Origin of the sequence: Vagococcus elongatus, assembly GCF_003987645.1 — a bacterium.
Taxonomy (GTDB): Bacteria; Bacillota; Bacilli; order Lactobacillales; family Vagococcaceae; genus Vagococcus_A; species Vagococcus_A elongatus.
Genome location: NZ_NGKA01000014.1, coordinates 65,282 through 77,306, shown reverse-complemented (window position 1 = coordinate 77,306; position 12,025 = coordinate 65,282). Strand labels below are relative to the sequence as shown.

10 protein-coding genes and 11 tRNA genes are annotated in these 12,025 nt (G+C 40.0%); 20 read left to right on the top strand and 1 reads right to left on the bottom strand.

The annotated features are described in order from the left end of the window. Nucleotides 1-52: 52 nt before the first annotated feature. From CBF29_RS09740 to CBF29_RS09675, 14 genes are all read left to right on the top strand, one after another. Nucleotides 53-126: transfer RNA gene (locus CBF29_RS09740), tRNA-Asn, on the top strand. Nucleotides 127-166: 40 nt separating this feature from the next. Further along, a tRNA-Ser gene (locus tag CBF29_RS09735) sits at nt 167-256 on the top strand. Nucleotides 257-269: 13 nt separating this feature from the next. Further along, nucleotides 270-341, top strand: a tRNA-Glu gene (locus CBF29_RS09730). Between the two features lie 77 nt (nt 342-418). Continuing rightward, nucleotides 419-494, top strand: a tRNA-Asp gene (locus CBF29_RS09725). A gap of 25 nt (nt 495-519) precedes the next feature. Next, nucleotides 520-592, top strand: a tRNA-Phe gene (locus CBF29_RS09720). 4 nt (nt 593-596) lie between these two features. Next, nucleotides 597-677, top strand: a tRNA-Tyr gene (locus CBF29_RS09715). Nucleotides 678-684: 7 nt separating this feature from the next. After that, a tRNA-Trp gene (locus CBF29_RS09710) sits at nt 685-755 on the top strand. Nucleotides 756-772: 17 nt separating this feature from the next. Then, a tRNA-His gene (locus tag CBF29_RS09705) sits at nt 773-845 on the top strand. Nucleotides 846-853: 8 nt separating this feature from the next. Further along, nucleotides 854-925: transfer RNA gene (locus tag CBF29_RS09700), tRNA-Gln, on the top strand. Between the two features lie 15 nt (nt 926-940). After that, nucleotides 941-1,011: transfer RNA gene (locus CBF29_RS09695), tRNA-Cys, on the top strand. A 17-nt stretch (nt 1,012-1,028) separates the two neighbouring features. Beyond that, nucleotides 1,029-1,113, top strand: a tRNA-Leu gene (locus tag CBF29_RS09690). 122 nt (nt 1,114-1,235) lie between these two features. Beyond that, the gene (locus CBF29_RS09685) at nt 1,236-1,430 is read left to right on the top strand and encodes an alpha-glucosidase C-terminal domain-containing protein (protein WP_170170041.1); all 195 of its coding nucleotides are present in this window, start codon (nt 1,236-1,238) and stop codon (nt 1,428-1,430) included. Nucleotides 1,431-1,697: 267 nt separating this feature from the next. Next, nucleotides 1,698-2,393, top strand: coding sequence for an anaerobic ribonucleoside-triphosphate reductase activating protein (locus CBF29_RS09680; protein WP_126809531.1), 696 nt, complete (start codon nt 1,698-1,700; stop codon nt 2,391-2,393). A gap of 57 nt (nt 2,394-2,450) precedes the next feature. Next, complete coding sequence (locus CBF29_RS09675; RefSeq protein ID WP_126809530.1) at nt 2,451-4,868, top strand: ribonucleoside triphosphate reductase; 2,418 nt, start codon at nt 2,451-2,453, stop codon at nt 4,866-4,868. Nucleotides 4,869-4,962: 94 nt separating this feature from the next. Here the strand turns inward: CBF29_RS09675 and CBF29_RS09670 are convergent, their stop codons facing one another. Further along, nucleotides 4,963-6,228, bottom strand: coding sequence for an MFS transporter (locus tag CBF29_RS09670; protein WP_126809529.1), 1,266 nt, complete (start codon nt 6,226-6,228; stop codon nt 4,963-4,965). Between the two features lie 238 nt (nt 6,229-6,466). Between CBF29_RS09670 and CBF29_RS09665 the strand changes: the two genes are divergently transcribed. The 6 genes from CBF29_RS09665 (at nt 6,467) to CBF29_RS09640 (ending at nt 11,989) form a co-directional block, all read left to right on the top strand. After that, nucleotides 6,467-7,327: a MurR/RpiR family transcriptional regulator gene (locus tag CBF29_RS09665; RefSeq protein WP_126809528.1), complete on the top strand. Its 861-nt coding sequence runs from the start codon at nt 6,467-6,469 to the stop codon at nt 7,325-7,327. A 129-nt stretch (nt 7,328-7,456) separates the two neighbouring features. Continuing rightward, nucleotides 7,457-8,290, top strand: a complete 834-nt coding sequence (locus tag CBF29_RS09660; protein ID WP_126809527.1) for a Cof-type HAD-IIB family hydrolase — start codon at nt 7,457-7,459, stop codon at nt 8,288-8,290. A gap of 179 nt (nt 8,291-8,469) precedes the next feature. Next, nucleotides 8,470-8,847, top strand: coding sequence for a VOC family protein (locus CBF29_RS09655; RefSeq protein ID WP_126809526.1), 378 nt, complete (start codon nt 8,470-8,472; stop codon nt 8,845-8,847). Nucleotides 8,848-9,169: 322 nt separating this feature from the next. After that, nucleotides 9,170-9,493, top strand: coding sequence for a hypothetical protein (locus CBF29_RS09650; protein ID WP_126809525.1), 324 nt, complete (start codon nt 9,170-9,172; stop codon nt 9,491-9,493). Continuing rightward, complete coding sequence (locus tag CBF29_RS09645; protein ID WP_126809524.1) at nt 9,483-11,471, top strand: V-type ATP synthase subunit I; 1,989 nt, start codon at nt 9,483-9,485, stop codon at nt 11,469-11,471. Before CBF29_RS09650 ends, CBF29_RS09645 begins: the two co-directional genes overlap by 11 nt. 41 nt (nt 11,472-11,512) lie before the next feature. After that, nucleotides 11,513-11,989 (top strand): V-type ATP synthase subunit K, encoded by a 477-nt coding sequence (locus CBF29_RS09640; protein ID WP_126809523.1) that lies wholly within the window; start codon nt 11,513-11,515, stop codon nt 11,987-11,989. Nucleotides 11,990-12,025: the final 36 nt, after the last annotated feature.

The following is a 12,025-nucleotide window of genomic DNA, read 5'->3' as shown; positions in this document are numbered from 1 at the left end:
GAAGGGACACCCTTTGTGAGAGTAGGACGCTGCCACGCTTTTTTAGGTATTATCCGGCATAGCTCAGTTGGTAGTAGCGCATGACTGTTAATCATGATGTCGTAGGTTCGAGTCCTACTGCCGGAGTATCATGATTAAACAGAGTATTGGATAATTTACTGACTCTGGAGAGTTGTCCGAGTTGGCCGAAGGAGCATGATTGGAAATCATGTAGGCGGTAATCACTGTCTCAAGGGTTCAAATCCCTTACTCTCCGTTTAAATTTTTCTGGCCCGTTGGTCAAGCGGTTAAGACACCGCCCTTTCACGGCGGTAACACGGGTTCGATTCCCGTACGGGTCATTTAACTCTGGTGGGCTTTCACTTTTAATAGTGTTCCCCTAGTTAAAGTAGCTTGATTTAATTTGTGTGGTTGGCGTGGTTCCGTGGTGTAGGGGTTAACATGCCTGCCTGTCACGCAGGAGATCGCGGGTTCGATTCCCGTCGGAACCGCCATTTAATTCTAAAATTTTAAAATATAGGCTTAGTAGCTCAGTTGGTAGAGCAACGGATTGAAGCTCCGTGTGTCGGCAGTTCGATTCTGTCCTGAGCCACCTTGGAGGGGTAGCGAAGTGGCTAAACGCGGCGGACTGTAAATCCGCTCCTTCGGGTTCGGCAGTTCGAATCTGCCCCCCTCCACTTTTTTAGGGGTATAGTTTAGCGGTAGAACTACGGTCTCCAAAACCGTCAGCGTGGGTTCGATTCCTACTACCCCTGCTTAATTTATTAATATGGCGATTGTGGCGAAGTGGTTAACGCACCGGATTGTGGCTCCGGCATTCGAGGGTTCGATTCCCTTCAGTCGCCCCTTTTATTGGGCTATAGCCAAGCGGTAAGGCAACGGACTTTGACTCCGTCATTCGTTGGTTCGAATCCAGCTAGCCCAGTTTATCCCTTTATAAGGCGGTATAGCCAAGTGGTAAGGCAGAGGTCTGCAAAACCTTCATCACCGGTTCAAATCCGGTTACCGCCTTTCACATTATATTACATGCCGGCGTGGCGGAATTGGCAGACGCGCTGGACTCAAAATCCAGTGTCCGTTGAGGACGTGCCGGTTCGACCCCGGCCGCCGGTATCAATGAAACATCAATGTATATTTTTCATTGGTGTTTTTCTTTTTGCATAAATTAGGTTATTTCTGACTTTTGTCAAGTTGTTTATGGTGTTTTTGCGGAGCACGAGGTTGTTTTAGACACAGTGTATTGTTATACTCGAACGTTAAATGATGAAAAATGGCTGGTAGTTTGCAACATGACTAAAGCTGAACAGGAAATTTCTTTATCCGAGTGCGCTCCAGTCAGGAAAATTATTTCCAACTATGATAAGAAGTATGAATCTTTAGACGAAATACATCTGGCTCCATTTGAGGCTTTTGTTGTTGAGGTAAAGTGATAGATAGGAAGTCAGAATAATCGGCTCACAGTTCAGATTGAAATTTTTAAACATTTTAATATTTTAATGTAAAAAGTCTGCTAAACATAAAATATCTTTTACTTAATAAATAACAGACAACAACTATATATAGTGTTTATTTTAAAAACAACGCTATATATAGTTGTTTTTTTGTTTGGAATGGTCTATGATAGGAAAGAAGATAGCGATTTGCTGTTTTTTTATCTGTAAGAAATTTGTAGAAATGAAAGAAGCGGTGAATTCAAATTGAGGTTTTATGGACTGCAAAAATTAACGCTGCTGGATTATCCTGACAAGGTGGCAGCGACTGTCTTTACTGGAGGCTGTCCATGGCGTTGTCCTTTTTGTCACAACGCAGATTTGGTATTTTTACCAGAAGCAATGGAAACGATTTCTTCTGAAGAAGTGCTTCAATACCTAAAGAAACGTTCTGGTGTGCTTGACGGAATATGTATCAGCGGCGGTGAACCTTTAATGCATAGCGACTTGGAAAGCTTTATTCGTCAATGCAAAGAACTAGGTCTGTCTGTTAAGTTGGACACTTGCGGCTGCTACCCTGATCGTCTCAAGTCTTTAGTTGAAAAACAATTGATAGATTATGTGGCGATGGATATCAAAAACAGCCCTGAGCGCTACGCAGAAACGATTGGCCTAGCTAAAGCTCCTCTAGGAAAAGTCAGGGAGTCTATAGATTTTCTTCGTCAGACGGATATTCCTTATGAATTTCGCTGCACTGTGGTGGCTGAATTTCATCAAAAAAAAGATATTCATGAGTTGGGAGACTGGCTTGCAGGCAGTCCAGTCTGTTATCTGCAAAAATTTGTAGATAGCGGAAATACTATTGAACCGGGACTTCATGCTTGCAGTGACGAAGAGATGAGAGAGTTTCAAAAAATTTTGATGCAGTATATGACAAAAGTAGAATTGCGTGGAGTTGACTAAGAGAGACACAATTTTTGTTAAAAGAGATCTTTGCACGAACTGAAAGGAAGGATAAGAATGTATAAAGTAATCAAAAGAGACGGCTCTAAAGTTGCTTTTGATGCGTCTAAAATTAACAATGCCATGAAAAAAGCCTTTGAAGGGACTGGAAAAGTATCAGACCCTAGTGTATTGGAACTTCTGACGTTACGAGTCTGCAGTGATTTTAGCGATAAGATTCAAGAGGATACCATCACAGTGGAAGAGATTCAAGACAGTGTGGAAAAAGTTCTCAGCGAGTCTGGCTTTTTCGATGTGTCTAAAGCGTACATTTTGTATCGAAAACAACGGGAGAAAGTTCGAAATGTCAATGCCACAATGCTGGATTATAAAAAGCTGGTTGACAGTTATGTTAATGCATCTGACTGGCGAGTGAAAGAAAACTCTACGGTGACTTATTCTGTGGGTGGATTGATTTTAAGCAACAGCGGCGCAATTACGGCGAATTATTGGCTCAGCGAAATCTATGATGAGGAAATCGGGAACGCCCACCGTGATGGAGATATTCATATTCACGACTTATCCATGCTGACAGGTTATTGTGCAGGGTGGTCTTTAAAACAACTGATTCAAGAAGGACTTGGGGGAGTGACAGGAAAAATCACTTCCAAACCTCCAAAACACTTAGCTTCATTATGTAATCAAATGGTCAACTTTTTGGGAATCATGCAGAATGAATGGGCAGGGGCACAGGCTTTTTCTTCATTTGATACTTATTTGGCCCCATTTGTTAAGGTAGACAATCTTGACTATGAACAAGTGAAAAAAAGTGTGGAGTCCTTTATATATGGTGTCAATATTCCTAGCCGTTGGGGCAGTCAGTCGCCTTTTACCAACATTACTTTAGACTGGACCGTCCCTGCAGATTTAAAAGATGAGCAGGCAATCGTCGGTGGAAAAGAAATGACGTTCACTTACGGGGATTGTAAACCTGAAATGGATATGATTAATAAAGCTTTTCTCGAAGTAATGATCGAGGGAGACGCAGATGGCAGAGGCTTCCAATATCCGATTCCAACTTACTCTATCACAAAAGATTTTGATTGGTCAGAGACAGAAAATACAAGATTGTTATTTGAGATGACTGCCAAATACGGGACGCCCTATTTTTCAAATTATATTAACAGCGATATGGAGCCTAGTGATGTGCGCAGTATGTGTTGCCGGCTGCGTTTAGACTTGCGTGAACTGCGCAGAAAATCCGGGGGCTTTTTCGGCAGCGGCGAGAGTACGGGATCGATTGGTGTAGTGACGATTAATTTGCCGCGGATTGCGTATCTTGCCAAAACTAAAGAAGAATTTTATCAACACTTAGACCGTATGATGGATATTTCTGCCAGATCATTAAAAATCAAACGGGACGTGGTCAGCAAACTTCTTGATGAGGGACTCTATCCTTACACGAAGCATTATCTAGGTACTTTTGACAATCATTTTTCCACGATTGGTTTAGTAGGAATGAACGAGGTGGGACTGAATGCTTCATGGTTGCGTGGGGATTTGACTTTTGATGAAACTCAGAATTTTGCAAAAGAAGTGTTGAATCACATGAGGGAACGTCTCGTGATTTACCAAGAAACGTATGGCGATCTCTATAATTTAGAAGCCACGCCAGCTGAGTCTACGTCTTATCGTCTGGCCAAGCATGACAAGAAACACTATCCAGAGATTATTACTGCAACGGAAGATAATAATACGCCGTACTATACAAATAGTTCTCACCTTCCTGTAGGGTATACGGAAGATTTGTTTGAGGCACTCGATGTTCAAGATGGGTTGCAGACCCTCTATACTTCTGGCACCGTTTTCCATGCATTTTTAGGAGAAAAACTGCCAAGTTGGAAATCAGCCGAAGTGCTGGTGAAAAAAATCGCTGAAAATTATAAACTGCCTTATTACACGTTGTCTCCGACCTATTCGGTGTGTAAGTCCCATGGCTATATTTCAGGAGAAGTTTATTCTTGTCCAGTGTGTGAGGAAGCCACAGAAGTCTACAGTCGCATCACCGGCTATTATCGTCCGGTACAAAATTGGAATGCGGGGAAATCACAAGAGTTTAAGGAAAGAAAAGAGTATTTATTAGATAAATCCAATGTGCATTCCTTCGTGGGAAAATCAGCAAAGGATAGACCAATAGGAGAAGCAGCTGATGCTTTAAAAGTTTCAGAAAGCCAAAAATCTCTAGCATCGACAGCTGTTGTTGAGACAGAAGAACGCTTGTTGTTTACTACCAAGGTTTGTCCAAATTGTACACAGGTAAAAAATATGCTGAACAATAAAGCGTTGGACTATCAAGTGATTGATGCCCATGAGCACGCTGATTTAGTGACGGAGTATGACGTTATGCAGGCACCCACACTAGTCGTTAAAAAAAATGACACCGTAAGAACATACACTGGTGTCCAAAATATACAGAAATTTATCCGGAATCAGTGACACGCAGAAAGTAAACTTTTAAATAATTAAGAAGCACCGATATGAGAGAGTTTCTCTTATATCGGTGCTTCTTTTCTGTTAAAAATATTATTTATTAGTCTTTCTTCTCGTGAGCGTCTGCTTCTTTTTCGTTTATCGTCAGTGTTTGCTGTTCACTTAGAGAGGAAGAATAGAGCGTGTGGCTTTTCTTGCCGAATTTTGTAGCAAGATTCAACTTCTCTGTTGTATAAATCATCACTACCGCTAAAAGAACTAAATAGATTGGAAACAAATTAATGGATATCTTCGTGGCAATCAGTCCGAAAAGCGGCGGCATAAACGTGGTCCCGATATAAGCACTGGCCATTTGAACGCCGATGGCTGCCTGCGAATTTTCTACACCAAAGTTATCAGGAGAAGCATGCATTAGCGCAGGGTACACTGGAGCGCTACCCAACCCGACGATGACGAGTCCCACTAAAGGGAACAGCGTGTACGATGTGGGCAAAATAATCATGAACACACCTAAAAAAAAGGTCAGAATACCCATGCGAATAAGTCGCCGGTCTCCTAAGCGTTCAGAAATAAAACCTGAAATAAATCTTCCCGCAGTGATACCTAAAAAGAATAAGGAAGCAAATTTAGCTGCTGTGGTTGAATCAATGTAACGAGTCTGCACAAGATAACTGGTTGCCCATAAACCGGTTGTTTGTTCCAATGCACAGTAAGCAAATAAAGCGACCAAAGCATAAGGCAGACCTTTTAGTCTCAATGTTTGAGAAATTTTTTGCGGCTGAGAGTGTTTCTTTTTAGTTGTTCCAGCTTGAGAGGTTTCCTTAGGTTTCCATAGGGGCAAGCTGATAAACAAGATAGCTGTCAAAATAAATTGAACAATAGCAATGGCTTGATAGCCTTTATGCCAGTTATTGTTTCGAATCAAAAAGTAACTCATGACATAAGGACTGATAGAAGCGCCGACGCCCCAGAAGCTGTGGAGCCAGTTCATATGGCGGGAGGCATAATGTAACGCGATGTAATTGTTGAGAGCAGCATCTACAGCACCAGCCCCTAAACCGTAAGGAATCGCCCAAAGGCAGATAGCAAGAAAAGAGCGGGAAATTGAAAAGCCCCAAAGTGCTACGGCAGTTGTCAGCACGCTGAGACAAGTGAGCCGTCCTGTCCCGATTTTACTTGTTAACCGATCGGATAACAGACTGGAAATAATTGTGCTTCCGGCGATGATCATTGTTACGATACCGGCGTAAGACATGGGAACATCTAGTTCAACATTCATGATTGGCCAGGCAGAGCCAAGGAGAGAATCAGGCAGTCCTAGGCTGATAAAGGCAAGATAGATGACAATAAGTAACAGTGAAAACATGAAAACCTCCAGAGAAATGATGAACATTATTTTTATTTTTTATATTTTTTCTAAAAACTTTGTTATTCTTTTTACAAACTATCTATGATTATAGACATCCTTTTCATGTTTGTAAACACGTATCGTTAAACGTTTGCTAGTGTTTCCTTAATTTCTATTCAAATAAAATATTCTACGCTATCAATAATCAGTGTATGATAAGATAATGATAAAAGTTAAACTAAAAGGGGGGGAGAACATGACCATATTTACAAAACTTTTGGCACTTGAAAATTTGACCGGTAATGAAAAGCATCTTGTAGATTATATTTTTTCCGAGCCTGAAAAAATAGTGCGTAGCCGGCCAAATGAAATTGCGGAGGGAGCCTTTGTTTCATTGGCAACGTTGTATCGATTGATCAACAAACTAGGGTTGAGCGGTGTGGGGGAATTAAAAATCGAGTTGCTGACAGGACTTAAATCCCAAAAAGCCAATGAAGAAGAAGTAGAGATAGATTATGATTACCCCATCATCGAGTCAGACAGTTCGTTCCAAATCATGCAGAACTTGAGCACTATTTATCGTAATACTGTGGATGAAACAATGAATATTGCTGATCCGGAAGAATTGGTCGTTATTGGAAAGAAAATGTTAGAAGCTGAAACGATTGATGTTTATATCTCGTCGTCTAATTTATTTTTTGCTCAAAATTTCAAGTTTCAAATGCAGGAAATCGGTATTCTGGTCAATGTTCCTGAAGAAGCTTATGTTCAAGAACTGTCTGCTGCCAACAGCAATGAAAAACATTTGGCAATCGTTGTCTCCTTTGGCGGAAGGGGAAAGACGACTGGAGAGGTTCTTAGGATTTTGAATGATAACAAGGTCGAAATTATTTTGATCACATCAACACAAGACCATCCATTGAGCAGCTACGGTGACCATAAACTGTACTTGGCTTCTGAAGAAAATCACTATGATAAAATTTCATCGTTTGCCACAAGACTTTCTCTTCTTTATATTTTTGATACATTGTACGCTGTTTATTTCAACCAGTGCTATAAGGAAAATATTGACTTTAAGTTGCAGAATTATAAAAAAATAAATCAGGAATTGAAATAGAATGAGATTAAATTTTCAGTTTTTGACCATCTTTTTCGTTATTTTGAGTAAAATCTTTCAACTTCTTCCCTTTGAGGCTTTTTGATAGATATAAATGCTATAATCATCTCAGAAAGGGCGGATGTTTGTATGAATATAGAGACAATTGTTTTGGATTTGGACGGTACATTATTAAATGATGAAAAAGAAATCTCTCAGAAAACAAGGGATATTTTGATTGATTCGCAAAAAAAAGGAATCAGAGTCATTCTTGCCTCTGGCAGACCAATCACTGGCATGCTAAAATATTCAAAACAGCTTGAAATGGAGAAATATCATGGGCTGTTAGTGTCATATAACGGCGCTAAAGTGGTCGATTGTCAAACGAATGAGGTGTTGTTTAATCAGGGGTTGACAGTTGAAGAAGGCAAGGCGGTCTTACATCACATGAAACAGTTTGATGTTAAGGTGATGATCGACAAAGACGACTATATGTACGTCAACGATGTTTATGATTGTGACATTAACTATAAAGGTGAGAAAGTCAATATCATTCAATATGAATCTCGCGGAGGGAACTTCAAGCTGTGTGAAAAAACAGATTTGGAAGAGTTTTTAGATTTTCGGCTGAATAAGATTTTGACTGCGGGAGACCCTGAATATTTGCAAGAAAATTATCAGCAAATGATGGCTCCTTTTAAAGATACTTTGAATTGTATGTTCACTGCGGATTTTTATTTTGAATTTACAGCCAAAGGAATCGACAAGGCTAAAGCTTTGGACACAGTATTTGATTTGTTGGGGATTGGCGAACATAAAATAATTGCCTTTGGAGATGCTCAAAATGACATGACGCTGCTGCAGTATGCTGACGTGGGTGTCGCGATGGAAAATGCTATGCCAGAATTAAAAGAGATAGCTGATGATATTACCTTGTCTAATAATGATGACGGGATAGCCCATACGCTTGAAAAATTTATTTAATAACTCAATAGTCATAGGGTAGTGACATTCAGTTGGCTAAACTTTGCTATCAGCCTATGCAAATGGTTTTTTAAACCAAGGTGCCTAGGCTGTTTTGATTGAAATTATCAAGTGGCAGATTAAAAAAAGAAAAAGAGAGGTTGAAACCTCGTAACATAAAAATTGAAAGGAGCTTTCAGATGATTATAGAGCATATTGGACTTTGGGTGAAAGACTTGGAGGGGATGAAGCAATTTTATGAAACATATTTTGATGCAACAGCGGGACAAAAATATCATAATAAAACAACGAACTTCACGTCTTATTTTCTTTCCTTTGAGACAGGCAGCAGGCTTGAATTGATGCATAAGCCGGAACTAAAAGAGCATCAAGCTGATTCTTTTGGGTATGCTCATCTTGCAATCAAATTAAAAGATGAGAAAGCGGTGGACTCCTTAGTTAAGACACTTGTTGCAGATCGATTTGAATTGGTCAATGGTCCCAGAACCACTGGTGACGGCTACTATGAAGCAGTCATTAAAGACCCGGAAGAAAATTTAATAGAAATAACGTGCTAAGTGATATATTAGAGAAAAAATCGAGAGAAGTTTAAAAAAGTCTCTTTCTTGAGACGTTTCGTGAGATTATTTTTAGACGGCATTATCAGCGTGAGACAAGTGCTATTCATAGCTAGAAAAGATCGAATCTCTCTGGTGTGACCTTGATAACTATCGTTCAAACATCTTGCATTTTTAACGATAGTTTGATAACATTTATACAGTTAGCAATTAAATAAAATAATAGGTTGGGCATTTGCTTCAAGGAATCAGTTCTTCAAGGGCGTGGAGAACAATTGGCTTGGGGTAGGTGTCCTTTTTTGTCGAAAAGTGAGGGAAAAAAATGGAGTTAACAGCGATTGAATGGGTCAAAAAAGCAGAAGAGAAGGCCCAGGCATATGAGAAATCTGTAAAAAAAGACATGCAGGAACAGCATCAGTTGTTGCAACAAGAGCTGGAACAGTTGACGTCGGATAATTTAAATCAGATTCGGGCAGCGACAGATGAACGACAAAAAGAAGCAGATCAAGAAATAGCTGAAAATAGTCAAAAGCTTCATCAAGAAGAAGAAGAACAGTCCCATTTGCTTGAAAAGCAATTTGAAGCAAATAAAGAAGCGGTTCTTTCCTACTTGATTGAAAGGGTGAAACAAAATTATGGCAGTTGATAAGATGAAAAAGTTGACCATCGTGGCCGATAACGAAAAAGAAGAAACTGTCTTCCAGATACTTCAAGGTCTTCAAGCTGTCGAAATTCAAAAAGTTTCTGAAGAAGTCTTGACCCGACTGGGTGGAGAAGAAACCTTCCAACCGGAAACAGTGTCAAAACTGAATGTAAAAAATTATGAAAGTATATTGGGAAAAATTCAAGAATCTTTATTGATCATTGAAAGATATGCTGCCCTTAGTCATCAAAAAAGCCAATTAAGACGTTCTGTTTATACGTTAGCCGATCTGGAAGAACAGTATGATCCTGTGGCAGTCGAAGGCTATGTTGAAACCATCCTATCGTTAAAAGAAAAATTAGACATGATAGGTGAAGAGAGAGAGCGTTTGTCAGTAGAGGAAAATCTGCTGGCACGCTGGAAAAACTTGACTGTCTTGCCAAAAGATTATGAAGACATGACGTATACAGAATTGATACTTGGTTCTTTGAATCTGACGAATCAAGCTGATTTTTTAAGTGAGATAGAAAAATTAGAAAGAGTCCACTGTGAGGAAATTTATCTAAGTCCACATCACGGCTATTACGCATTATTGGTGTTGAAAAATGAAAAAAATCTAGTTCAGCAGATTATTTCCAATTATAGCTTTCAACGCTACTTCTATCCCTACGAAGTGCTGCCTGAACAGGCTTATCAAGAAACAAAAGAAAAAGTCAAGCAGCTGATTGCTGAAGAAAAAGCGGTCAAAAAAGAAATCGGTCATTGTTATGAATGGAAGAAGTCTCTTTACTTAGCTGAGGAAGTCGTCAGGGCAAAAATTCAGCGGGAAGTGACTAAAAAGGGCTTGGCCCGTTCGCAAGATTTTTTTGTTTTGCAAGGATGGATTCCTGAAAGTGAAGAAGAAGATTTATCAAAAGAACTGAATCGCAGGTTTCCTGACAATGATGTATATCTGTTGTTTGAAGAACCTACAGCACAGGAAATCCAGCAGGTAGTACCTACAAAGTTAAAAAATCATCCTGTGGTGGAACCTTTTGAGATGCTGACAGAGATGTATAGCTTGCCGAGATATGATGAAATTGACCCTACTCCGATTATGATGCCATTTTATTTGACATTTTTTGGGATGATGGCTGCGGATATCGGTTATGGTTTACTGCTGTTTTTAGCAACGACCCTCGTCAGAAAGTTTGTGGTGTTGCCAAAAGGAAGAAACAGGTTCATGAAATTATTTCAGATTTTGTCCCTTCCAATCATGGCATGGGGCTTCATCTACGGCTCGTTTTTCGGCGTAGAAATTTACCAGTACATTGGAACAGGCGGTCTGCCTTTGCCACTCTTATCCACGACGACAGATGTCAATCAAATTTTGATTTTATCAGTGGTGTTTGGATTTATTCAAATCATGACAGGTTTGCTGGTCAATGGGATTCAGCTGATCAAACGCAAACAATATTTGTCCAGTGTTAGTGAAAGTTTTGCTTGGCAAGGATTACTTGTTGGCATTATTGTGCTGGCCTCAGGGATGCTATTCCTGGATAATCAGGGGTTTGTAATCATCGGGTCGGCAGTAGCCATTTTATCCGCATTGTCAATTGTCGTTGTCCCTATCATTCAATCCAAGTCGAAATTGAAAGGTTTGGCAAAGGGGATGTACGGGCTATACGGTATCACGGGTTACATCGGAGATTTAGTAAGTTATACCCGGCTGATGGCTTTGGGGATTTCTGGCGGAAGTATCGCTGCGGCTTTTAATATGATTGTCGGTTTTATGCCGCCGGTAGCGAAATTTTCTATCGGGATTGTTTTGCTGATCGTTTTACATGGCCTTAATATTTTCTTGTCTTTGCTAAGTGCCTATGTTCACGGGGCAAGACTGCAGTATGTCGAGTTTTTTGGCAAATTTTATACTGGAGGCGGCCGGGCGTTCAATCCTTTAAAAACAGAAGAGAAATATATCAACATTGAAAAGAAAAAATAATTTGATCAAGACAATTTGTGAAACGGAGAGGAATTATTAAAATGATGAATTTTTTAACACATGAAAATGGCGGTTATTTATTTGCCATATTAGGTATGGCAGTAGCAACAATTTTTTCAGGTATCGGCTCAGCAAAAGGTGTTGGCTATGCAGGGGAATCTGCTGCGGCTCTGACAACGGAACAACCTGAAAAGTTCGGTCAGGCATTAATCTTGCAACTGCTTCCCGGGACTCAAGGACTTTATGGCTTTGTTATCGCCTTTGTTATTATGACAAATCTAAGCGGGGAAGCCATGTCTGTGGTACAAGGTCTGGGCTATCTGATTGCTTCACTGCCGATTGCCTTTACCGGTTTGTTTTCCGGTATTTTCCAAGGTCGGGTGTCGGCTGCCGGTATTCAAATTTTGGCAAAAAAACCTGAACATGCAACAAAAGGAGTTATTTTTTCTGCCATGGTTGAAACATACGCGATTTTAGGATTAGTTATCTCTTTTTTCCTTGTCTCTAATGTGAAATAAAACGGGAGACACTGAAAACCAATACCATTGGAGGGA